This window comes from Psychroflexus montanilacus (assembly GCF_020164535.1).
GTDB lineage: Bacteria > Bacteroidota > Bacteroidia > Flavobacteriales > Flavobacteriaceae > Psychroflexus > Psychroflexus montanilacus.
In genome coordinates this window covers 300,783-323,136 of the sequence record NZ_JAIQZC010000003.1, presented here as the reverse complement: position 1 = coordinate 323,136, position 22,354 = coordinate 300,783, and the positions used below count along the sequence as shown (strand labels likewise).

Genomic DNA, 22,354 nt, shown 5'->3' with positions numbered 1-22,354 from the left:
ATAACAAGCAAATAGAGGATTAGATTGTATATTTGCATTTAGATTAAATCTTAATAGAAGGAATTTATTGTATGAAACTTAACAAAGAAGAGATCAAAAAAGCATTAGAAACAATAAGTGTAGCCGGTGAAGGTCAAAATATGGTCGAAAGCGGAGCACTACAAAACATAGTTACTTTCGGTGACGAAGTTATAGTGGACTTAAAGCTTTCAACTCCTGCATTACATATTAAAAAACGTGCTGAAGTCGATGTCATGAAAGCCATCCACGAACACGTATACAACAAAGCAAAAGTTGAAGTCAAAATAACCGTTGAAGCTCCAGAAAAGAAAAATGTTAACGAAATCAAAGGAAAACCAATTCCTGGCATTCAAAATATTATTGCAGTAGCCTCTGGTAAAGGAGGTGTAGGAAAATCTACTGTGACTGCAAATTTGGCTGTGACTTTATCTAAGTTAGGATTCAAAGTAGGCTTACTGGATGCCGATATTTATGGCCCTTCTGGTCCAATCATGTTTGATGTAGCCAATGAAAAACCTTTGTCGGTTACCAAAAACGGAAAGTCAAAAATGAAACCCATAGAAAATTATGGAGTGAAATTGCTTTCTATTGGTTTTTTCACAAAACCAGACCAGGCTGTCATCTGGAGAGGTCCGATGGCCGCCAAAGCCCTCAATCAAATGATTTTTGATGCCGATTGGGGAGAACTCGACTTCTTGCTTCTAGATTTGCCTCCAGGAACCGGAGACATACACTTATCGATTATGCAATCTATGCCTATCACAGGAGCTTTGATTGTAAGTACCCCACAAAATGTAGCTTTGGCAGACGCTAAAAAAGCAGTGTCGATGTTTCAGCAAGAAAGCATTAATGTACCCGTACTTGGAATTTGTGAAAACATGGCCTATTTTACTCCAGAAGAATTACCTGATAACAAGTATTATATCTTTGGAGAAAAAGGAGCCAAATACCTTGCAGAAGATTTAGGAGTTCCATTTTTGGGAGAAATTCCTTTGGTACAAAGTCTTAGAGAGTCTGGAGACGTTGGTCGGCCAGCTGCTCTGCAAGAAGGGACCCCTCTTAGTGAATCCTTTGCAGAATTGACGCGTAACACTGTGCAACAAGTAGTGAATAGAAATAAAACCTTACCGCCTACAGAAGCTATTAAAATTACAACTATGGCTGGATGTAGCGCCGTTAAAAAGAAATAATTATGATGACTGGTCAAGAATTAAGAAGAACTATAGAAACAGCATTGGACGAAATCCGTCCTTTTTTGAAAAGTGATGGCGGAGATATTGAGCTGCTTTCTATTGAAGATGATTCTCTTGTAAAAGTTCAATTGATGGGAACTTGTGTGGATTGCACCGTAAATCAAATGACATTGAAATCTGGTGTAGAAATGACGATAAAAAAACATGCCCCTCAGATAAAAGAGGTCGTAAATGTAAAAGCCGATCAGTTGGCTTAAAAAGTTGAATTTTTAAAATTAAATAGTTGATTTTGATATGATCAAAACAGATATTCTCATTATTGGAGCAGGACCTACAGGACTTTTTACTGTATTTGAAGCAGGATTATTGAAACTGAAATGTCACATCATAGATGCCTTACCTCAACCAGGTGGGCAACTTTCAGAATTATACCCTAAAAAACCTATCTACGATATTCCCGGTTTTCCAGAAGTAAAAGCTGGGCAGTTGGTTGATAACTTGATGGAACAGATCAAATCTTTTCAACCTGGGTTTACGCTTGGTGAACGAGCAAAAGATATCGAGAGACAAGAGGACGGGAGTTTTATTGTCACTACAGATGAAGGCACCAAACACCACGCCCCTATCGTGGCTATAGCTGGTGGTCTTGGAAGTTTCGAACCTAGAAAACCACCTATTAATAACATTTCCAAGTTTGAGAACAAGGGTATTCACTACATGGTAAAGGATCCTGAGCAGTTTAGAGACAAATCGGTGGTGATTGCAGGCGGTGGAGATTCTGCTTTGGACTGGAGCATCTATTTGGCCGATGTGGCTTCTGAAGTGACTTTGGTGCACAGAAGAAATGAATTTAGAGGTGCGCTGGAATCTGTAGATCGTGTGAAGGAACTGAAGGATATGGGTAAAATCAAATTAATTACCCCTGCCGAAATTGTAGATGTGAATGGTGAGGATCACTTAGAATCGGTATCGATCCGCAAAAACAATAATCCCGAAGAAGATTTTACCTTAGAAACAGATTACTTTATTCCGCTTTTTGGACTCTCTCCAAAACTCGGTCCTATCGCGGACTGGGGATTGGAAATTGAAAAAAATGCGATTAAGGTTGATAATACGTTGGATTATCAAACCAATATTCCAGGTATTTATGCCATTGGAGATGTCAACACCTATCCCGGTAAACTGAAGTTGATCCTTTGTGGATTTCACGAGGCAACTTTGATGTGCCAAAGTGCTTTTGCAAAAATCCATCCTGGGAAACGCAACGTTTTAAAATATACTACCGTAGGTGGTGTCGCAGGTTTTGATGGCACCAAGAAAGAAGCGCCTAAGTCTGTGATTAGAAGCATCGATTAACCAACAAGATTTTTCCTATTGCACTTAGATTTAAATTTTGAATTGATTTTCAATTGGTTAAAATTTATTTTTTGCTTTTAAAGCAAAGCGATCTATGTTCTATGTTCTAAAAGCGAAGCGGTCTAAACTTCATTTAAAACTGATTGAGGTCAGTTGAAAATCCCTTTAGATTAAATAGTTTTGCCACTTCGAATATCGTTACAACAATGGATGTAAAAATTACAATTATAGATCGGGACGGCACTGCTCACAAAGTAGATGCTCCTACAGATATGGCTATGAACCTCATGGAAGTGGTCCGCTCTTATGAACTTGCACCTGAAGGTACGATAGGAATTTGTGGTGGCATGGCGATGTGTGCCTCCTGCCAATGCTATGTGAAATCTGATACGCCCCTGAGTGAGAAAGAGGACGATGAAGAAGCTATGCTAGCCGAAGCTTTTCATGTCGAAGACAATAGCCGTTTAAGCTGCCAGATTCCCATTACCGAAGAGCTGGAAGGCCTAGTGGTTGAGCTAGCGCCGAGTGAGGAGTAGTCGGTAGTCGGTAGTCGGTAGTCGGTAGTCAAAATAATTTATTTAGGTGAATTAGAGGTAGAAGTCAAGGTAATTATAACCCATAACTTCCTTATGTTTAAAATTTTAATTTTTATCTCTCTTTGGAAAAGCTTCGAGAAACAGCTATTTAAAATCTATACAAAACCTTTAATAAAACATACCTTGGCAATAGCCGATAAGTCGTAGTGGTGGATCCGATATCACTAATGTTGAAATTTCTAAACTGCCTGGTATTGAAAAGATTTTTTCCACTCAGTCCAAGCGTCCACTTGTCTTTTTTTAATTTATACTGTGCTTCCAAATCGGCAAAATAATACACATTGTCTAGGTTGATATTTCCAAATTCGTAACGCTCTGACTCCACCTGAATATTAAACCTCTCATTTAAAATAAAACTTAGATCCAAAAAACTGACATTATCTGTAAACGAATTTTGAATCGTCGTTTGTATCTCGTTACTAGTCCACTTAGTGCCCAAATGGTAGTTAAACCAACCCGTAAAACCTGATCTTAATTCCAGACCATAACCAATAGTAGTAGATTCCACTTGCCTTAGTTCAGAATCGTTGACTATGTTTTTGAATTCTGATTGACTGTAACTTAGGTCCAATTTCAAATTGGAAGATATAAACTTAAAATAATAATCCAATTTGGAATTGATACTGATAAACTCCCTATCCTGAATTAAAATTTTGCTCGATTGAGTAAAGTTTTGATCAATAAATGTGTTGGTACTAAAAAAATCATGATTCTTGCTGTACAACACAAAGGTGTTTGCAAAAAATCGGCTGCTCCAATTCCCGAGTTCATAATTGAAAGTCAACGAGGAAGCGTCTAATTGATTGAATTCGCCTGTTCCTCTAGTAAAAGGCCTAAAACCTGTCAATACAAAATCTGAATATACATCTAGAATTTTAGCATTGGTGGTGGTGTGAGAATAAGACGAACGTATTCTGTTTTTATCGCTGATCTTCCAATCCAAACTCAATCTAGGATTTACAAAAAAAGGAGATTCGTTGTCAGAAGAATTCTCTAATTCCAACTTGTTAAACAATTGATGCACATTTGCTTCCCCTATGATCGCAAAATCATTTATACTGTATCTGTATTTAGATTTTAAATACAAGTCATTCACCGTGTATGAGGTTTGGTTTTGGTAGCCATCGGGTCGATTTGAGACCACATCATCCTCTAATAGCTCCAAACTGGTCTGCAAGCGGTCTTTCCTCAATTCATTTCCCACTTGCACTTCAAATAAATCATCATTAGCCTTTCTATCCAATAAATGCGCGTTTACACCTATGTACTGCATTTTGTTGTCACTGAGTTGTCTTACATTATCTGCAGATTGATCTGGGAACAGATCTTCATAAAAGAATTGATTTAAACGGTAAGTTTGTGGTGTCGTTTCGTCAATAAAACGCCCTGTGAGCAGAAAGACTTTTTTGTCTTTAAACTTATTGCTATAACTCAGCTTTTGATCAAATAACGTATTGGTATGCGACAAATCTTGCCGGGTAGAAATCCCATTGAAAAGTAAATTGGAATCATCATCAAAATTTCCGGAATTATATTTTGTGGTGCTTTCCAGCATTTCAGTTTTTGAAAAATCATAAACAAAATCTAATTTTCCAAAGCCTATTAGCTTTCTATTTTTCAGTTGAAAATCTTCTGTATTCGTAAAATTGACATCATTTAATGTTACATTTTGAATATTGGTTTGAAAGAAATCGGTTTCATCGGCATTAAAGAAACCTAAGGTTTTGATCTTAAGCTTTTCAGTAGGGTTAAAAATTGCATTCAAAGATACCAACTCGGCATTGTTAAAATTAGTTCTTCTGCGCTTGAAATTAAGCTGTGGAGGCGCCAAACTAATGAGGTCGCGCACCTGCTGGTTGTCTCCAATACTGGCTGGTTCGTTATAACGCATTGGTCGTATCAATTGATTGATATCTCCAGTCGCATCGTAACCTATGCTGTTGAAATTGGTCAGGAAGTAATATTTATTCTTTTTCCCAAAATTCATCAAGTTAGTCTTCAGTTCATAAAACCCATCATTACCATGGCCAGCTTCTATATTTCCAAACCAGATCCGTTTGGACTTTTCATCAAGCTTCAAATTTAGAGCTACTTTATCACTGTCTTCCACACCTTTCAACAAGCGATTGTTGGAATAGTTTTTTAATACTTCTACCTCTTCTATAGGGTACGCAGGCATATTTTTAGAAAGCAGTTTATAACCGCGCTCAAAGAGGTCGTCCCCATCCACCATCAGCTTTTCTATTTCTTGATTGCCGACTTTTATGGTACCTTCACTGTCTATTTGCAATCCTGGGATTCTACGCAATAAATCTTCTACGGTTTGCTCTGTTCCATCCGTAAAGTATTTGGATTTGAAAGTGATAGTATCGTTTTGAACTCTTATAGGTCGTTCGGCTAAAACAATAACTTCATCTAGACTTGTAGATTCATCTTTGAGAACTACAGCTATATTGATTTCATTGGTATCTTCATCAAGATAGATGATTTTGTTCTGAGATGTATACCCAAGACTGGAAAAGACTAGAGTATACTCACCAGATTCTTTGATGCTGATGTTGTACTTCCCTTTTGCATCGGAATAGGCATAGGATATAATTGAGGATAGAGAATCCTTTTTGACAAGAATATTACTGAAAGGAATAGCGTTTCCTTGACTATCATTGATGGTGCCTTGTACCTTGGTTTGGGCATTTAAAATACTATTACAAATCAAGAATAAGATTGCAATAAAAAGTAGGATGTTTTTTTTCAAATTTCAAACACTTAATTGTCCCAAGGATACTCCAGCTCTAGTCCTTTGTATTTGGAGGTTTTGATATTACTAACTTTTGTATCTCTAGGGAGTGCTGCCAGAATTTTAGCCAGTTGTTTTTCAACATCCTTTTGTCTTAATTCTATGTAGTCTTTTAGACTAATTTCCCTGCCAACATCATTTTCATTAGAAATATTCAGTTCTTTTAGAGAGCCTTGCTCGTACTTCAGTTGTGTCGCATAAAAATGTACTTCATCCATTTTATCATAAGCTTCTAAAATAAGACCAGGCAAACCCTGAAGCTTCCAGGGACCAAAAGGAACTGGAATTTCTGGCGAAAACCAGGCTGTATAAAATCTACCTCGGAAAACAGCTTCTGCTTCTATACAATTGAAGCCCATAATTTCTCGTGTTGAATCCGGCTTAATATTCCATTCAATTGCTGGTAAATCCTCTTTCACAATCATAGTTTCACCATCTAATTGGGTTTTCATTTTTAAAGTTCGGTCTTTTAAATTCACATTATAAAAAGTAGAATTTGAACCTGATAAATCTCTAACTTGAGCATTCTCAGGAATTGCTTTAATATCTCCTTTTTCTTCTTGATATTTAGATTGAGTCGAATTGAAAGTTAAAATAGATTTTTTTGTTGAGGAAAGATCAAAGTTTTGTTCAAGTGTATAATCAACAACTTTAAGCTTTTGAGTATTCTCCTGAGCGTAAGTGTTTGATAAAGTAATGAGAAGTAGTACCAGCAATTTATTCATGAGTTATTTAAATTTTTCAACTTGCTCCTTACAATCTTCACATTTTTGGTTGAGAGGTTGGTTTTTGTAACCTTTCGGCATTTTACTAGAAAGCCTGGCTAATTCTTTATTTACAAGAATTTCTCTTTCTATCAAATATTCATCTACAGTCATAGGATTCTCAAACTTAGATTCATCATAAGAAATTGAACAAGACTCTTCTTTGGATAGTGATATTTTTTTTGCGTGTATATGTAAAACTCTATCTGCATCATATACCTCTAATATAAGCCCTGGGAGTCCTTGGAATTTCCAAGGCCCAAATTGAATTGGTATTTCTGGCGAGTACCAGGCTGTATAAAATCTACCTCTAAACTCTATTTTAGCTTTATAGCATAAGAAATTTCCAATCGTTTTGGTTTCATCTTTCAAATCCCAATTCCATTGAAAAGCATCTTCCTTGACAACAAGCTCTTTGTCGTACCAAATCTGTAAAAAATGTAAGTCATCAATTTTGTTGAGATACATCTCTGGATTAAGATTGTTTCTTTCTGCTTCAACATTCAATTGTAAACCCTCATTCTCTTGTGAGATAGATTCTTTTTTATTTGATTTCTTATTCACCACTTCCTTATAAAGAGAGGATCTCGAATTAAATTCCAATGTGAATTCTCTTGAGAAATCTCTTGAAAAATGCGTAGAATGCGTGTAGTTAACCTTACCACAAATGGACTGAGCATTTATCTGTATTGTAAATAGTAGGATGACTAAACTTAATTTTAAAAGTGTTTTCATTTTATTGATTTAAAACTCCTGTACAATAAAGAAACTATCGTACAGGATATTTAATTTAAAAATTACAATAATTACTTTTGTGGTACACCATCAATGCACTCACCATATGTCCAATCTGTACAACCTTGAAGTTCACCATTTATATAAGTACAAGTTCTCCATCTGCATCTAGCAAAGTCAACTTCTTTTTCTACAGAAATCTCAACTGATTCCTCTATTTCTAAAGATTGAAGATTCTTATCAGTATTAGTGAAGCTTGAAAGGCTAAAAATTAACAATAGTGCAAAAAATAAATTTTTCATTTTAATAAGTTTAAATAATTAATTGTGGCAGTTTTCAATCTTACCAGATTCTCCATACTTCTCGTTTAAGAAGTTGCGCATCTCATGAAAACCCATACATTTGCTTCGCGAAGTGAAGTGTATGTATTAATGCCTTTACGGGAGAAGCTTCTGCCTGGCAGGAGCTTTCTCTTTTTTAATCTTACAGCTATCTCATTAGCATATGATTTTTGTTTTTATAAAGATATTATTAATATTTCTTTCACAAGTACGGTTCGACCTTACTCATACTATGGGAAAACCTTACTTTTTTATCTTGTATTTTTTAACAGAATTTCGTCTCAACTCAATTTTAATGGAACATTAGGTGGCATTTATAGTTAAAACATCTCTCTTTTTAACTAATATTATAGTGGAAAAAGTGAGTTTTAAAAGCAGATTTTTAAGATGAATGGATTTTCTTATTTATCGACAACTAACTTAATTATCTATTCATTTTTATTGTTTGCAAACGACTACAAACGATTGTAATCGTAAGTAAAAGGAAGTAACTGGATAACAGACGACTACAACAAAACTCCTGCCGCATCTTTGCCCTGTCGATGGAAAGTAACCTCGACCTGGTTTGGATAGTCCGAGTCAGTTTTAAAATCATTTAAATTTTATAGTTATGAGTACTTTAAAAAATCATGTACAGTTAATGGGCCACTTAGGCCAGGATCCAGAAGTTGTTAATCTAGAGTCTGGAAAAAAATTAGTTAAATTCTCACTCGCTACTAATGAATTATATTACGATAACAGCGGAGAAAAAATTACCAACACCTACTGGCACAATATCGTCGCCTGGGGCAAGACCGCCAGCTTTATAGAAACTTACGTCAAGAAAGGACAGGAAGTCTTACTGAGGGGTAAACTTGCTCCACGCTCTTACGAAACCAAAGACGGCGAAAAACGCTACATCACCGAAGTCAATTGTTCGGAGATTGTACCTACAAGCCAGAAATAGGCAAAAGTCAAATTCCTCGTTCTAACTCCCTCCAGGGGGGAATAACTTTTACTCCTGCTCTACAATTAGAGCAGGAGTTTTTTTATTTTCTTCCCTTAGGGATGGGCTAGGGCTGGGCATTTTTTTTCTCTCCTTCGGGGAGGTCGGGAGGGGACTTACGCAATAGCCTTATAATAATTGATTTCTTTAGCAATCCCATCCCAAAGAATAAGTCGTTTTTCCAGAGCTTCTCGAGAACACACTTCCACTTCGTTCCACTTCTGCTCATCCTCACCACATAAGGCAGCGATCAATTCTAAAGCCATCGGGCCGTGTTCGTCTTCATCCAGCTCGATGTGACGGTCAAAATAGTACTTGAACAAACTCAAATCTTCCTCTGGGAAATTCTGCTGAATCTCGCCGATGATAGAGGTAAACATATCCGGAATCAATTCTTCTCTTCCAAACGTAAAACAAGCAGCAATCTCATGAGCTTTCCCGTTTTTGATGGTGTTGAAAGTAAATATCAGAAACTCCTTTACGCTCTCTGGTAAATCGCTGGTAGCAATGACCAAAAACACATCTGTCCCGTGCTGGATTTGATCGACAAAATCTTGCACAGGTTGCGTGGAAGCTCCTGCCTTTTGCATCGCATCCAGATACATTTCAAAATGACTCTGGCGTTCACCATCGGCATTAAGGTCGGTTTCCTCCGCCAATACAATTTCATTAATCAGATAGCGGTGTTTTGGATTCCCGACTGGCACCCAGGGCGAACTTGTGCAGGTTAACTGGGTTTGGAGGGACTTCAAGAGCGACATAAAATCCCAAACCGCAAACACATGGTGTTTCATAAAGATCTGTAAATCTTGAGGAGATTCTACACTTTTATAAAGGTGGTGGTCTATGAGTTGTGACCTTAAGTCTTTTAAATTTGCTTTGAGTTCCGTTACCTGCATTATCTTCAATTTTATTTGCAAAAATAGAGAGTCAGATAAGATTTAACTCTATCTGACTCTTTATTTTAGAATTTTATTTTGAATATGTAATCGAAAAATCCAATCATCCCATTAGTCACTTAAATGACCTTCTATACTAATGTTAAAAAGGACCTTGTTTACGTTCGAGCGAAGTCGAGAACCCAATACATCTCGACTTCGCTCGATGCTAAAACACATCATCAAAAATGTTCTAATGGATAGGTATTTCTGCGAAGGAATGGATTTACTATTTAAACGCAGAAATCCCAGTGATATCCAAACCTGTAATCAGCAGATGAATGTCGTGGGTACCTTCGTATGTAATTACACTTTCCAGGTTCATCATATGTCGCATAATGCTATAATCTCCGGTAATTCCCATTCCACCCAGTACTTGTCTGGCTTCTCTGGCAATGTTGATCGCCATGTCTACATTGTTTCGTTTGGCCATGGAAATTTGTGCTGTAGTAGCCTTGTCTTCATTTTTCAATTGTCCCAAACGCAAAGCCAGTAACTGAGCTTTGGTAATTTCAGTAATCATCTCTGCCAGTTTCTTCTGTTGAAGCTGATAACCTGCAATAGGTTTTCCAAATTGGATGCGTTCTTTCGCATAGCGTAAAGCCGTATCGTAACAATCCATCGCTGCACCAATCGCTCCCCAGGCAATGCCATAACGGGCAGAGTCCAAACAGGACAAAGGCGCTCCCAGTCCGCTTTTGCCTGGCAAAAGGTTTTCTTTTGGCACTTTCACATCTTGAAAGATCAACTCGCCAGTGGCTGAAGCACGTAAAGACCATTTATTGTGCGTTTCGGGAGTGGAAAAGCCTTCCATGCCGCGCTCTACAATCAGCCCGTGTATACGACCTTCTTCATTTTTGGCCCAAACTACAGCCACATCGCAAAATGGAGAATTAGAAATCCACATTTTGGCACCGTTCAATAAATAGTGATCGCCTTTGTCTTTAAAATGAGTAGTCATACCACTAGGATTGGAACCATGGTCTGGCTCGGTAAGGCCAAAAGATCCCATAAACTCACCAGTCGCCAGTTTTGGTAAAAACTTCTTGCGCTGTTCCTCGGTCCCGTAAGCGTAGATAGGAAACATCACCAAAGACGACTGCACCGAAGCTGTAGATCTTACACCACTGTCTCCACGTTCAATCTCCTGCATGATGAGGCCGTAAGAAATTTGATCTAATCCTGCACCGCCGTATTCTTCTGGTATATAAGGGCCAAAAGCACCAATTCCTGCCAATCCTTTGATGATCGACTTAGGGAATTCTGCCTTTTGCGCCGCTTCTTCTATAATAGGACTTACATCGCGCTTCACCCAGTCTCTCGCTGCCTGACGAATCATCTGGTGTTCCTCGGTCAATAAATCGTCTATATTGTAATAATCTGGAGCTTGAAATGTATCTTGTTTCATATCTGTATATTCTTACCTACAAATTTAACGAATACAAGACTTAACTTCTGTGAAGCTTTGTTATTATTTTGCTTAAATCTTAAAAAATCACATCTTTAAATAGAAATCCTTTACCAAATCCATGTATTCTTGTGTATATTCATGCCTGGAATGCTCAATTGTAAGCTCCTCTTTTGAGATACTGTCTGTTTTATTTCTTCTGAAGTTGAGCAGAGTTCGCTTAATCGGGGAAGTGGGTTGACCTCTTACATGCAAGATACTAGATGGGTAGAGCTGGTAGTCGCTGGCCACTGAAATGAACTTCTCCTGCTCAGAAAAGGGAAGAATAACACTAAAGCATCCATTGGCAGACAACATGATGGAAACACCGAGCAGTAAATCTTCAAAGCTCAAGTGTTCCTGAAATCTGGCTTTTTCTCGCGATGTATTTTGGATGTCGAACTTCGGCTGTTCTGCAAAAAAAGGAGGGTTTGAGATGATCAAATCGTAGGTCTCATCCATTTCAGTATAAAATTCGGTAAAGCTGGCGTGATAGCAAAACAAGCGATCTCCCCAGGGACTGTTTTCAAAATTGCTTACGCATTCTTCAAACGCATCTGGATCAATTTCCACCGCATCAATGGTTTCAGCATAAGATCGCTGAGCAAGCTGTAAAGCCAAAATTCCAGTACCTGCACCAACATCTAGAATGGAGTTCACCTTCTCATCAACAGAAGCCCAGGCGCCTAGCAAGACTGCGTCCGTTCCAATCTTCATCGCCGACTGGGAATGCTTTACCTCAAATTCTTTGAACCGAAAGACTTCTTTTTTCATGATTTCTCATTTTCATCATCATCCGTGTCAATAATCTTAATTTGAGGCTCTTTCATGGTTTTGTGGTTAGCAATGCTTCGTTCTAAAGACAGCAACAGGGAAGGAAGCAACAATAAATTCGCCAGCATGGCAAATAATAAAGTTGCCGACACCAGGCCACCCAAGGCAACAGTTCCCCCAAAACTTGAAATCATAAAGACTGAAAATCCAAAGAACAACACAATGGAGGTGTAGAACATACTTACTGTGGTTTCTCTCAAGGCAGGATACACCGAGCGCTTAATTTTCCAGTGGTTGGCTTTGAGCTCCTGCCTGTATTTGGCGAGAAAATGAATGGTATCATCCACACTTATTCCAAAGGCGATACTAAAGACCAAAATGGTTGAAGGTTTGATGGGAACACCAATAAAACCCATCATCCCAGCAGTCATCAAGAGCGGTAGTAAATTAGGAATAAGCGAGATCAAAATCATTCTAAACGATCGAAACATCCACGCCATAAATAAAGCGATAAGAATAATCGCAAGAGATAAAGACAATATAAGGTTATCTACCAGGTAGTGTGTACCTTTTTGATACACCAAAGCTTTTCCTGTCATCGTCACTTCAAAACGCTCTTTGGGAAAGATTTTGTCAATTTCCGGAAGCAATTTGGCTTCAATTCTAGAAATTTCTTCGGTGGTAACATCTTTCATGAACATGGTCATCCTTGCAAATTGTCCTGTAGAATCGACATAGGATGAAATTCCGTTTTCCATATTATCCATACTTTTTATGTAGGGTGACATGAAGGTTTGCTCCTGAGAAGTCGGTAATTGGTAATATTTTGGATTGTTATTATAAAAAGCCTGCTTGGCATATTTAGCCAGATTCACGACTGAAAGCGGTGGGGATAGTTCTTCAATCTCATTGATTTCACTTTTCAATTCGTCCATTTTCTTTAGAGTAGAAAGCTTAGTGACTCCATTTTGTCGTTTGGTATCAATCATGATTTCCAGCGGTAGTACTCCATCAAATTTGTCTTCAAAAAACTTAATGTCCTGAAAGAAGTCTGCACTTTGAGGCATATCTTCCAGCAGGCTTCCTGAAATCTTAATATTAAAGATTCCAATAATACTTAATCCAAGTACAGCAACCGAAGTGAAATAAATAGTAACTCTTCTATGCTTAACCATCTTTACAATCCACTCTACAAAACCTTCTATCCATTGTTTCCCAAGATGCCTTAAATGCTTGTCCTGAGGGCGCGGCAAATAACTATAGATGATAGGAATAATCAATAAACTCAAAATAAAAATAGCAATGATATTGATCGATGCCAGAATACCAAACTCCTTGAGCAGTTCACTTTGAGTAAAGATAAAAGTAGCAAAGCCTGAAGCAGTGGTCACATTGGTCATTAAAGTCGCATTACCAATTTTAGTAATAACCCGCTGTAAAGATTTCGCCTGATTACCATGCTGCTTGATTTCATGCTGGTATTTATTGATGAGGAAGATACAGTTAGGAATTCCTATAATAATGATTAGCGGTGGAATGACAGCTGTTAGCACAGTGATTTCAAAACCTAATAAGCCGATAAATCCAAAAGCCCACATCACGCCAATAATTACCGTAAGCATAGAAATGAGCGTTGCCCTAAACGACCTGAAAAAGAAAAAGAAGATAAATGAGGTCACAAGCAAGGCAGAGAGAACAAACCACTGGATTTCATCGACGATGTTTTGAGAATTTAAAGTTCTGATGTATGGCATCCCCGAGACATGAATCTCAATAGAATTTTCATCCTTGAAAGACTCAATCAGCGGCACAAACTTCTCCATGACAAAAATCTTTCGGCCCTTAGCATTGACAATACTGTCCTGCATGTAAGCAACCGTCTGGACAGTTTTTGTTTCAGAGTTAAAAATCAATCCGTCATAAAACGGATAATCTGTAAAAAGATTTTCACCGTAAGCTTCTATCTGTTTTTCAGAAATAGCATCGCTCTCTAGTATAGGCTGCATTTCAAAACGCTTAGGATCTTCGCGTTTTTCTAGTTTTTGCAAATTATGAATCCCAATTACAGATTTAATTTCGGGGAAAGTAGATAGGGTGTCGGCTAATTTTTGCCAGGCTTTAAAATTTTTGGGAGTAAACAAGTCCTCATCATCTGTCGCCAGCATGATGACATTCCCGTCAGATCCAAATTTCTCCTCAAAATCTGCGTACTGCTTATTGATGGGAGCATCGTCTGGAAGTAAATTGGCCTCTGTAAAAGAAAACTGCATGTTTTTCCATTGGAAACCTAGAAACACTGTTATACCTATCAGAATCAAAATGATAGGTATTCTGTTTCTTAAAATTCTGCTGGCAATGAAATTCCAAAATCCGAAGCTAAAAACCTTTTGCATTTAGTAATATATGAATTTGCAAATGTAAAAAATCAAACTTGTTTGCTGTTTTTAATTTTTAAAGCTTTAGGTAAAAAGTGAATTTGAAGGAAATATTGTCCTCCAGATTGGGTAAGTGATAGGCACCGTACCTGTAGGCGAAGCTAAGTCCAAACCCAAAAAACAACTTATTAAGCTCAAATCCAGCTTCGTTGTAACCTTGAGATAAGGTATTAAAAGCTATATTTTGATGGTTTTCAGGATTTTCAAAATCACCGATAGCGTACCTGGAAATCAGGACAAGCTCTGGCTGTATTGTGTTGGATAGTTTAAAAGGAGCTAGTCTGTGCTTAAGATGTAAAGTTGCTAATTTGGTACTAAAAAATTCATTGAAATACATGGTTTCAAAACTTTTGACACCTGCCACAGAAAATCTGTTAAAAACACCTTCTTTGTTAGGACTGTTGGGAAAAGAATGAAAGGTATGCATCAATGGTATGTCTCCAAAACCTAGATCTCCACCTAGCTCTATACTCGAAAAACTCCCCCAGCTATGTGAAAAGTCATAATCCACCTTAGCGCTGAGTTTGGTAAAACTAAAATCACCATCCAATACGCCTTCAAAACTTTGACTCACCTGAGCCGAAACAACAGGCGTGAATGCATTATTGACATAAATCCTTTTTCCAACCTTGGAGTAACTATAGTTTGGTGTCCATCTCAATCCAAAAGTAGCAGAGGTCAGGTCATAATTCTCAAACAAGTTTCCGTCATTTAAGAAAGCATAATCACGGGTTTGTGAAATTCTATTTTTATCAACCTTGAATTCAGAAATCAACTGAGGAGTAAAATTATGCTGAAGGCTCAAGCCATACTTTTCATATTTATAAAAAAAAGTGATATTGACTAGCCGAGGCTCAAACAAGGTATATACGCGCTGATCTGTGAGGTAATTATTCATCCCCACTTCTTCAATATCATTGTCATAGAATGCATTTAGCCAAGTTCCGGTATCAGAATCTAACAACATACCGCCGTTAAATCCATATTTGAAATTAGTATCCTGAGTACCATAGGCTGTGAAAGCACCAAGTCGGAATTTTTCTGAGAAAGACTGATTGGTAATTACTCCCAACCCTAAACGTAAGCCTTCATAATTGTTTGCCTTAAATAATCGGGTAAGATCAACATCAAATATACTTATTGGAAAGTAACCAGCATCAAAGGCTGAAATCCTCTTTACCCTGTTTTCTATATTTTCCTCTTCAATATATGCCTTTAACTCCTCAACATTTTCTCTCTTTTCTTTGATAAAAGGATAATCAAAGTTTGACCAAAACTCTTCGGAGATGATTTCATTTTTATTTTCTAGGATTTTACTCAAGGACTTAGGAAATGGAGAAATTGTATCATTTGCCTTATTATCATAATATACCTGCTGATGATGAAGCTCAGCTTCTTCTCCATCTGGATTTTTTTTCTGAATTCTTCCAAAAGACATTCCTCCACCAAAAAAAGATAGTTTGATGCCTCCAGTTCCTGGGTAAATACCAAGATCTGTTTTTTCAGGTAAACCAGTTTCAAGATCGAAAGTAGTGACTAGGTTAAGTCGAAAATCAGCATCCAAAGTTGCCTGAATTCTTTTAAATTTAGATGTTGACTTGTCTAGAATCAATACCCCTTGGAATGACCTTTGAAAGCCCTTTAGTAAGGGTTCAAAGCCAATAATTTTGGTATCGGAATTTTCAAAAATTGAATAAAACTCGTAATTAATAGCATTTAATTTATTGAAGGGTGAAATAAATCTTTCGTCAAAAATCTCAATGAAGGTTTGAAACCAATTGAATGAGTAGATATCCTTATTTACCATCTTGGGAACTACTTCAGAAAGGCCGTCTACACTGACAGCATCTAATTTTTGCTGAAGTCCTTCTTTGTTTGTTAGTCTCAAATCAATAGCTTTCCTCAATACAAAATCCGATTTGGAATTGGTAATAGAGGTTTTACTTAAACTTTTAAAACTGAAATTAGAAGGAATTACCTGATTTTCGGCAATGAGGTCAATTTCATCATCGCCTACTCTGGAGGAGTCATCCAAAGGTTTAGGAGTCATCTTTATAATAGAGACATCTTGAAAGGAAGTTACTGATTCGTGACCTCTGGAAACAATCTGTTGCACCACTTCGCCTTCCTGCAGAGTGATTGTAAATTCTCCTTTATAGTTGGAAAAAAAATAACGCTGTTGATTGGTGATCAGGACAGCGTTAGCAATAAAACTTTCTCCACTCGTATCTTCGACAATTTTGCCCGTTACAGGTGATTGAGCTTGAACGTTCAACACCAATATACAAAAGAGTAAGCCTAAAAAATGTTGAATTTTCAAATGTGTAAGTTATAAAACTTAAAGGCCGTAAATTATACGGTCATGATTTCTTTTTCTTTGTTGGTGTAGATTTTATCGATTTCCTCAATATAAGTATCGGTCAGTTTCTGGACTTCTTCTTCAGTGTCTTTTTGGACATCTTCAGGAAGATCTGCTTTTTTGATATCATTCATAGCATTTCTTCTGTCATTTCTCACCCCTATTTTAGCCTCCTCAGCTTCAGCTTTAGCTTGCTTAGATAGCTGAACACGTCTTTCCTCTGTAAGTGGCGGCACGTTGATGATCACATTATCCCCATTATTCATCGGGTTGAATCCAAGATTAGCATTCATAATGCCTTTCTCAATTTCCTTAATCATCGCTTTTTCAAAAGGCTGAATAGTAAGCGTTCTAGCATCAGGCGTATTCACATTACTTACCTGGTTAAGCGGCGTCATGGTACCGTAATATTCTACCATCACAGAAGACAGCATAGACGGATTAGCTTTACCGGCTCTGATGTTTACCAACTGTTTCTTAAGGTGTTTGATAGCCTGTTCCATAGACTCTTTGGCGCTATCTATAATAAATTCTATTTCTTCGTTCATATCTATATTCTATAAGTTCACTTTCGTTCCAATATTTTCTCCGGAAATGATTCTCAACAAATTTCCAGGTGTATTCATATCGAATACTATAATCGGTAATTGATTTTCTTGACTTAATGTAAAAGCTGTGGTATCCATCACTTTTAGTCCTTTTCTCAACACATCATCAAAACTGATAAAATCAAATTTTGTTGCATCTGTATTTCGTTCTGGGTCTGAAGTATAAATTCCATCCACACGGGTCCCCTTCAAAATGACATCAGCTTCCATTTCAATAGCCCTTAAAACAGCGGCAGAATCTGTTGTAAAATAAGGATTACCTGTTCCTCCTCCAAAAATAACAACTCTTCCTTTTTCTAAATGTCGGATCGCTTTCCTTCTGATAAAGGGCTCTGCGACTTCGTTAATTTTGATCGCGGACTGAAGTCTGGTTTGCATGCCATTATCTTCACATGAGCTTTGTAAAGCAAGACCATTGATAACAGTTGCCAGCATTCCCATATGGTCGCCTTGCACCCTATCCATACCTTTACTGGCGCCAGAAATACCTCTAAAAATATTCCCCCCACCAATGACTATAGCTACTTCTACTCCTTTATCAACAATTGTTTTAATCTCTTTAGCATAATCGTCTAACCGCTTGGGGTCTATACCATATTGACGATCACCCATGAGAGCTTCTCCTGATAGTTTGAGTAAAATTCGCTTATACTGCATAATAATTTAGAATAAAGTTTTGCAAATATAAGGATTATCTCATACGAAAAAATGAGATATTGACTTCAATTTTGAGCATAAAAAAAGCCTTTCAGAATTCACTAAAAGGCTTTAAATATATGTAAAGGAATTAACCTAGTGCTACTCTTTCAAAAGCAACTATTTCTACGTCACCCAATGTTTTCACGTGTTGAGCTACAGAAATTTTACTGTCTTTAATAAATGCCTGATTTACTAAAGTATTATCCTTAAAGAAACGTTGAATTTTTCCTTTAGCAATTTTATCTAGCATGTCTTCTGGCTTGCCTTCTTGTCTAAGTTGATCCTTAGCAATTTCTATCTCTTTGTCGATAGTAGATTGATCTACACCTTCTTCATTCAAAGCTACAGGGTTCATAGCAGCTGCTTGCATAGAAACTTCTTTAGCCACTTCTTCTGCACCATCAGCAGGCTTAGACAAACCTGTCAAAACAGCAATTTTATTACCCGCATGGATATAAGAACCTACGAAAGGAGCTTTCAAAATTCTAAAATCACCAATTTCAATCTTTTCACCGATCACACCTGTTTGCTCTGTCAGTTTATCACCAACAGTAATGCCGTTGTAATCAAGTTTCAACAATTCTTCTTTGGTATCGACACCAAGAGCAAGTTGAGCAAAGTCATTTGCCATTTTTGTAAATGAATCATTCTTTGCTACGAAATCTGTTTCGCAGTTTAATGACACGATAGCACCTTTCGTAGAATCTTCGTTCACTACAGCGATAGCTGCACCTTCAGATGAATCTCTATCCGCTCTTTTAGCAGCAACTTTTTGCCCTTTTTTTCTTAATATTTCGATAGCTTTATCAAAATCACCCTCACTTTTTACAAGAGCTTTTTTGCAATCCATCATCCCAGCACCAGTGCTTTTTCTCAGTTTATTGACTTCAGCAGCCGTAATTTTTGCCATGATCGTATGTTTTTATATTTTGTGTTAATATAAAAATCGCTTAAGATAGACTTAAGCGATTTGATGTTATTAAATCTATATTATTCTGAAGCTTTATTTTCTTCACCAGCTGGTTCAGTAGGTTCTGCTTTGTCAGCAGGAACTTCTTCAACAACAGGAGCTTTTGTATCAGCTTTAGCTGGTTTTTCTTCAGCAGCTTTTTCTTTCTTAGCCTTCGCTGGTTTAGCTTCAGCATTGTCTTTTCCGTCTTTTCTATCATTAAGACCTTCAAGAATAGAATCTGCCATAAAAGACATGATCTTGTGAATAGATTTAGATGCATCATCATTTGCAGGGATAGCATAATCCACATCTCTTGGATTGGAGTTGGTATCCACCATTGCAAACACAGGAATGTTTAATTTTTGTGCTTCTTTTACTGCGATGTGCTCTCTCAAAGTATCTACAACAAAGATTGCTGCAGGTAGTCTAGACATATCAGAAATAGACCCTAAGTTCTTTTCGAGTTTAGCTCTCATCCTGTCTACTTGCAATCTTTCCTTTTTGGAAAGCGAATTGAAAGTTCCGTCTTTTTTCATACGGTCTACAGCTGCCATTTTCTTAACAGATTTTCTGATGGTGACAAAGTTGGTCAACATTCCTCCAGGCCATCTTTCTGTGATGTAAGGCATTTGAGCTCTCAAAGATTCTTGAGCTACTATTTCTTTAGCTTGTTTCTTGGTAGCGACGAAAAGAATTTTTCTACCGCTTGCTGCTATTTTAGAAAGTGCTGCACCAGCTTCTTCCATTTTAGCAACCGTTTTGTATAAGTTGATAATGTGAATTCCATTACGCTCCATGTATACATAAGGCGCCATGTTTGGATTCCATCGTCTGGTAAGGTGTCCAAAGTGAACACCAGCGTCAAGTAAGTCCTTGACCTCTATTTGATTTGCCATTTTTGTTTTAGTTTACGTTCTTCTGTTGGGATAGCAATAAATAAGTGGCAATTTGTTTGCATTGGCCTTATTCATTTAGATGCTAAACTAACTTCCGCATGATGCGGAATAACAACAAAAAATTGAACTGTTAATAATTTCAATTTGTGAATGAAATTCTCGATTAACGTTTTGAGAATTGGAATTTCTTTCTTGCTTTTTTCTGACCGAATTTCTTACGCTCAACCATTCTTGGATCTCTTGTAAGCAATCCTTCAGGTTTTAGAGTAGCTCTGTTCTCTGGGTCTAGTTCGCACATTGCTCTAGATAATGCCAGTCTGATCGCTTCTGCTTGTCCAGTGATACCACCACCAAAGACATTTACATTGATATCAAATCTGTCTTCATTACCAGTCAAAGTTAAAGCTTGATTAACTTTGTAAAGCAAAGGACCAGTTGTGAAATATTCGTTAGCTTTTTTCTTGTTAACGGTAATTTCACCTTTTCCCTCAGAAAGATAAACTCTAGCTACAGCTGTTTTTCTACGGCCAATTTTGTGAATTGTCTCCATTTACACTAGTTCGTTTATATTAATTTCTTTTGGTTGTTGAGCAGCTAAATTGTGCTCAGCCCCTGTAAAAACACGTAGATTTCTAAATAAATCTGCTCCTAATTTGTTTTTAGGTAACATGCCTTTTACAGATTTTTCTACAAGACGCTCTGGGCTCTTGTCAAATACTTCTTGAGCTGTTAAACTTCTCTGTCCACCAGGATATCCAGTATGTCGGATATACTCTTTTGAGTCCCACTTCTTACCTGTCAAGTTGACTTCTTCTGCGTTCACAACAATGACGTTGTCTCCACAATCAACATGAGGGCTAAAGCTAGGCTTATACTTACCTCTCAAAAGTTTGGCAACAATAGAAGCTACACGTCCAAGAGATTGTCCGCTGGCATCAACTACAACCCATTGCTTATCTGCAGTGGCTTTGTTGGTTGAAACCGTTTTGTAACTTAATGTATCCACACTTAAATTTTTAAATAATTAAACATTCCTTTTATCCTCAATGTCTTGAAAATAAGGGTGCAAATTTACGATTATAAATTTATATAGCAAGCTATGCTCTCAAATATTTTGTTAAGCAGCTTTTGGCTCAACCACTTATCTTTTATATTAGCAAAAATATTTAAATTATGAAACTAATTAGTTACTCTATCATCCTTATTTTAGCAAGTGTATTGATCTCATGTGACGATGATGACACTACACCTCAACCACTAACCCAGGGTGACATTCAAGGTGAATGGTTTTTAAATGAGCTTAACGCAAGTGAACCTGTAGATCTTAATAACGATGGTAATTCGAGTATAGATTTAACCCAGGAAACTTCTTGTTTTGATGGTATGGTTGTAAATTTTGAAGATGATACTTATCAGTTTACTTATCCCAAAATCAATTTTACTGGCGAAAACAATGAAACCTTAAATTGCGGAGACACATTAAATACAGGTATATATACATTAGATAACAATATATTGACAGCCACAACTACAATTGATGACTCTACAACAACGGAAAGTGTGAATGTAGAGTTGAATAACAATCAATTGAAATTTACAATTACCAGTAGTCAGGTAAGTGAATATCTGGATTTGGAAAATAATTCTAACGAAAATTCAGATTTAGAATTTTTAGAATTTGTTTTTGAAAAATAGACTGACAAATTTGTTTTTGGTCGATTTTTTGATGAGTTAGTTTTTAAAAAGTAAAACCATGTTTGGATATTATATTTTAATTGGAGCCATACTGCTAGTTAGCTGGTATGTGAGCAATAAGTTGAAAAGTAAGTTTAAGAAATATTCCAAAATTCAACTTCAGAATGGAATGAGTGGAGCAGAAATCGCTAAGAAGATGCTTGAAGACCACCAGATTTATGATGTAAAAGTCATTTCGACTCCTGGTCAATTGACAGACCATTACCATCCTACCAAAAAGACAATCAACCTGAGCGAGAGTGTCTACAACCAAAGGAATGCAGCGGCAGCAGCTGTTGCAGCTCACGAAGTTGGTCACGCTGTACAACATGCCAAAGCCTATTCCTGGCTGGAAATGCGCAGCCAGCTCGTGCCTATAGTAAGTGTTGCTTCTCAATGGAGCCAATGGGTGATTTTTGGAGGTCTTATATTAATGACAATGGTGTCTGCAGGTGTTGGCCAAATGGTACTACTGGCAGGAATCATCATGTTTGGACTTGGAACACTTTTTAGCTTCATTACCTTACCAGTAGAGTACGATGCCAGTAACAGAGCGCTTGCCTGGCTAAAGGATCAAAATATCGTGAATCAAAACGAGTATAAAATGTCTGAAGATTCTTTAAAATGGGCCGCTAGAACTTACGTTGTTGCTGCTATTGGATCACTCGCCACTTTACTTTACTTCTTGAGTATATATTTGGGAAGGGATTAAAATCTTAGTACA

22 protein-coding genes are annotated in these 22,354 nt (G+C 37.2%); 7 read left to right on the top strand and 15 right to left on the bottom strand.

Features of this window, described 5'->3' with window-relative positions; translation table 11 throughout:
- Nucleotides 1–71 precede the first annotated feature (71 nt).
- The 4 genes from LB454_RS10430 to LB454_RS10415 all read left to right on the top strand — a co-directional run bounded on the left by LB454_RS10430 (nucleotide 72) and on the right by LB454_RS10415 (nucleotide 3,106).
- Nucleotides 72–1,211: an Mrp/NBP35 family ATP-binding protein gene (locus tag LB454_RS10430; protein WP_224464608.1), complete on the top strand. Its 1,140-nt coding sequence runs from the start codon at nucleotides 72–74 to the stop codon at nucleotides 1,209–1,211.
- 5 nt (nucleotides 1,212–1,216) lie between these two features.
- On the top strand, nucleotides 1,217–1,471 hold the full coding sequence (locus LB454_RS10425; protein WP_224461910.1) for a NifU family protein: 255 nt from the start codon (nucleotides 1,217–1,219) through the stop codon (nucleotides 1,469–1,471).
- Between the two features lie 37 nt (nucleotides 1,472–1,508).
- Nucleotides 1,509–2,570: an NAD(P)/FAD-dependent oxidoreductase gene (locus LB454_RS10420; RefSeq protein WP_224461856.1), complete on the top strand. Its 1,062-nt coding sequence runs from the start codon at nucleotides 1,509–1,511 to the stop codon at nucleotides 2,568–2,570.
- A 206-nt stretch (nucleotides 2,571–2,776) separates the two neighbouring features.
- Nucleotides 2,777–3,106 (top strand): 2Fe-2S iron-sulfur cluster-binding protein, encoded by a 330-nt coding sequence (locus LB454_RS10415; RefSeq protein ID WP_224464724.1) that lies wholly within the window; start codon nucleotides 2,777–2,779, stop codon nucleotides 3,104–3,106.
- Nucleotides 3,107–3,254: 148 nt separating this feature from the next.
- Here LB454_RS10415 and LB454_RS10410 read toward each other — a convergent pair whose 3' ends face one another.
- The 4 genes from LB454_RS10410 to LB454_RS10395 form a co-directional block, all read right to left on the bottom strand.
- A complete protein-coding gene (locus LB454_RS10410) occupies nucleotides 3,255–5,921 on the bottom strand; it encodes a carboxypeptidase-like regulatory domain-containing protein (RefSeq protein WP_224464607.1) in 2,667 nt (888 codons plus the stop codon).
- Nucleotides 5,922–5,932: 11 nt separating this feature from the next.
- Nucleotides 5,933–6,688, bottom strand: coding sequence for a GLPGLI family protein (locus LB454_RS10405; RefSeq protein ID WP_224464606.1), 756 nt, complete (start codon nucleotides 6,686–6,688; stop codon nucleotides 5,933–5,935).
- A gap of 3 nt (nucleotides 6,689–6,691) precedes the next feature.
- On the bottom strand, nucleotides 6,692–7,462 hold the full coding sequence (locus LB454_RS10400) for a GLPGLI family protein (RefSeq protein WP_224464605.1): 771 nt from the start codon (nucleotides 7,460–7,462) through the stop codon (nucleotides 6,692–6,694).
- Nucleotides 7,463–7,533: 71 nt separating this feature from the next.
- A complete protein-coding gene (locus LB454_RS10395) occupies nucleotides 7,534–7,764 on the bottom strand; it encodes a hypothetical protein (RefSeq protein WP_224464604.1) in 231 nt (76 codons plus the stop codon).
- Nucleotides 7,765–8,413: 649 nt separating this feature from the next.
- On the opposite strand from LB454_RS10395, the gene LB454_RS10390 reads away from it, so the two are divergent.
- Nucleotides 8,414–8,749: a single-stranded DNA-binding protein gene (locus LB454_RS10390; protein ID WP_224464603.1), complete on the top strand. Its 336-nt coding sequence runs from the start codon at nucleotides 8,414–8,416 to the stop codon at nucleotides 8,747–8,749.
- A 155-nt stretch (nucleotides 8,750–8,904) separates the two neighbouring features.
- Here LB454_RS10390 and LB454_RS10385 read toward each other — a convergent pair whose 3' ends face one another.
- The 11 genes from LB454_RS10385 to rplM all read right to left on the bottom strand — a co-directional run bounded on the left by LB454_RS10385 (nucleotide 8,905) and on the right by rplM (nucleotide 20,902).
- The gene (locus tag LB454_RS10385) at nucleotides 8,905–9,687 is read right to left on the bottom strand and encodes a DUF3050 domain-containing protein (RefSeq protein WP_224464602.1); all 783 of its coding nucleotides are present in this window, start codon (nucleotides 9,685–9,687) and stop codon (nucleotides 8,905–8,907) included.
- A gap of 268 nt (nucleotides 9,688–9,955) precedes the next feature.
- Nucleotides 9,956–11,134, bottom strand: coding sequence for an acyl-CoA dehydrogenase family protein (locus tag LB454_RS10380; RefSeq protein WP_224464601.1), 1,179 nt, complete (start codon nucleotides 11,132–11,134; stop codon nucleotides 9,956–9,958).
- An 87-nt stretch (nucleotides 11,135–11,221) separates the two neighbouring features.
- Entirely contained in the window at nucleotides 11,222–11,947 is a 726-nt protein-coding gene (locus tag LB454_RS10375; protein ID WP_224464600.1) for a tRNA1(Val) (adenine(37)-N6)-methyltransferase, read from the bottom strand.
- On the bottom strand, nucleotides 11,944–14,340 hold the full coding sequence (locus LB454_RS10370) for an efflux RND transporter permease subunit (RefSeq protein ID WP_224464599.1): 2,397 nt from the start codon (nucleotides 14,338–14,340) through the stop codon (nucleotides 11,944–11,946). The genes LB454_RS10375 and LB454_RS10370 overlap by 4 nt, the downstream gene beginning before the upstream one ends.
- 58 nt (nucleotides 14,341–14,398) lie before the next feature.
- Complete coding sequence (locus LB454_RS10365; RefSeq protein WP_224464598.1) at nucleotides 14,399–16,702, bottom strand: hypothetical protein; 2,304 nt, start codon at nucleotides 16,700–16,702, stop codon at nucleotides 14,399–14,401.
- A gap of 32 nt (nucleotides 16,703–16,734) precedes the next feature.
- Nucleotides 16,735–17,289: a ribosome recycling factor gene (frr, locus tag LB454_RS10360; protein WP_224464597.1), complete on the bottom strand. Its 555-nt coding sequence runs from the start codon at nucleotides 17,287–17,289 to the stop codon at nucleotides 16,735–16,737.
- 9 nt (nucleotides 17,290–17,298) lie between these two features.
- A complete protein-coding gene (pyrH, locus tag LB454_RS10355; protein ID WP_224464596.1) occupies nucleotides 17,299–18,006 on the bottom strand; it encodes a UMP kinase in 708 nt (235 codons plus the stop codon).
- 130 nt (nucleotides 18,007–18,136) lie between these two features.
- Nucleotides 18,137–18,958 carry a translation elongation factor Ts gene (tsf, locus tag LB454_RS10350; protein WP_224464595.1) on the bottom strand — a complete coding sequence of 274 codons (822 nt, stop codon included), beginning with the start codon at nucleotides 18,956–18,958 and terminating at the stop codon, nucleotides 18,137–18,139.
- Nucleotides 18,959–19,038: 80 nt separating this feature from the next.
- Nucleotides 19,039–19,896: a 30S ribosomal protein S2 gene (rpsB, locus tag LB454_RS10345; protein WP_224464594.1), complete on the bottom strand. Its 858-nt coding sequence runs from the start codon at nucleotides 19,894–19,896 to the stop codon at nucleotides 19,039–19,041.
- A 163-nt stretch (nucleotides 19,897–20,059) separates the two neighbouring features.
- On the bottom strand, nucleotides 20,060–20,446 hold the full coding sequence (rpsI, locus tag LB454_RS10340) for a 30S ribosomal protein S9 (protein ID WP_224464593.1): 387 nt from the start codon (nucleotides 20,444–20,446) through the stop codon (nucleotides 20,060–20,062).
- A complete protein-coding gene (gene rplM / locus LB454_RS10335; RefSeq protein WP_224464592.1) occupies nucleotides 20,447–20,902 on the bottom strand; it encodes a 50S ribosomal protein L13 in 456 nt (151 codons plus the stop codon).
- A gap of 167 nt (nucleotides 20,903–21,069) precedes the next feature.
- Here rplM and LB454_RS10330 point away from each other — a divergent pair, with 167 nt between their 5' ends.
- Nucleotides 21,070–21,591, top strand: coding sequence for a DUF5004 domain-containing protein (locus tag LB454_RS10330; protein WP_224464591.1), 522 nt, complete (start codon nucleotides 21,070–21,072; stop codon nucleotides 21,589–21,591).
- A 58-nt stretch (nucleotides 21,592–21,649) separates the two neighbouring features.
- Nucleotides 21,650–22,342, top strand: coding sequence for a zinc metallopeptidase (locus LB454_RS10325; RefSeq protein ID WP_224464590.1), 693 nt, complete (start codon nucleotides 21,650–21,652; stop codon nucleotides 22,340–22,342).
- The last annotated feature ends 12 nt before the right edge of the window (nucleotides 22,343–22,354 follow it).

Excerpts from the sequence above, each read along its gene's own strand:
- LB454_RS10430 (WP_224464608.1), top strand. The coding sequence starts at position 72 with ATGAAACTTAACAAAGAAGAGATCAAAAAAGCATTAGAAACAATAAGT.
- LB454_RS10425 (WP_224461910.1), top strand. The coding sequence starts at position 1,217 with ATGACTGGTCAAGAATTAAGAAGAACTATAGAAACAGCATTGGACGAA.
- LB454_RS10420 (WP_224461856.1), top strand. The coding sequence starts at position 1,509 with ATGATCAAAACAGATATTCTCATTATTGGAGCAGGACCTACAGGACTT.
- LB454_RS10415 (WP_224464724.1), top strand. The coding sequence starts at position 2,777 with ATGGATGTAAAAATTACAATTATAGATCGGGACGGCACTGCTCACAAA.
- LB454_RS10405 (WP_224464606.1), bottom strand. The coding sequence starts at position 6,688 with ATGAATAAATTGCTGGTACTACTTCTCATTACTTTATCAAACACTTAC.
- LB454_RS10400 (WP_224464605.1), bottom strand. The coding sequence starts at position 7,462 with ATGAAAACACTTTTAAAATTAAGTTTAGTCATCCTACTATTTACAATA.
- LB454_RS10395 (WP_224464604.1), bottom strand. The coding sequence starts at position 7,764 with ATGAAAAATTTATTTTTTGCACTATTGTTAATTTTTAGCCTTTCAAGC.
- LB454_RS10390 (WP_224464603.1), top strand. The coding sequence starts at position 8,414 with ATGAGTACTTTAAAAAATCATGTACAGTTAATGGGCCACTTAGGCCAG.
- LB454_RS10385 (WP_224464602.1), bottom strand. The coding sequence starts at position 9,687 with ATGCAGGTAACGGAACTCAAAGCAAATTTAAAAGACTTAAGGTCACAA.
- LB454_RS10380 (WP_224464601.1), bottom strand. The coding sequence starts at position 11,134 with ATGAAACAAGATACATTTCAAGCTCCAGATTATTACAATATAGACGAT.
- LB454_RS10375 (WP_224464600.1), bottom strand. The coding sequence starts at position 11,947 with ATGAAAAAAGAAGTCTTTCGGTTCAAAGAATTTGAGGTAAAGCATTCC.
- LB454_RS10370 (WP_224464599.1), bottom strand. The coding sequence starts at position 14,340 with ATGCAAAAGGTTTTTAGCTTCGGATTTTGGAATTTCATTGCCAGCAGA.
- frr (WP_224464597.1), bottom strand. The coding sequence starts at position 17,289 with ATGAACGAAGAAATAGAATTTATTATAGATAGCGCCAAAGAGTCTATG.
- pyrH (WP_224464596.1), bottom strand. The coding sequence starts at position 18,006 with ATGCAGTATAAGCGAATTTTACTCAAACTATCAGGAGAAGCTCTCATG.
- tsf (WP_224464595.1), bottom strand. The coding sequence starts at position 18,958 with ATGGCAAAAATTACGGCTGCTGAAGTCAATAAACTGAGAAAAAGCACT.
- rpsB (WP_224464594.1), bottom strand. The coding sequence starts at position 19,896 with ATGGCAAATCAAATAGAGGTCAAGGACTTACTTGACGCTGGTGTTCAC.
- rpsI (WP_224464593.1), bottom strand. The coding sequence starts at position 20,446 with ATGGAGACAATTCACAAAATTGGCCGTAGAAAAACAGCTGTAGCTAGA.
- LB454_RS10330 (WP_224464591.1), top strand. The coding sequence starts at position 21,070 with ATGAAACTAATTAGTTACTCTATCATCCTTATTTTAGCAAGTGTATTG.
- LB454_RS10325 (WP_224464590.1), top strand. The coding sequence starts at position 21,650 with ATGTTTGGATATTATATTTTAATTGGAGCCATACTGCTAGTTAGCTGG.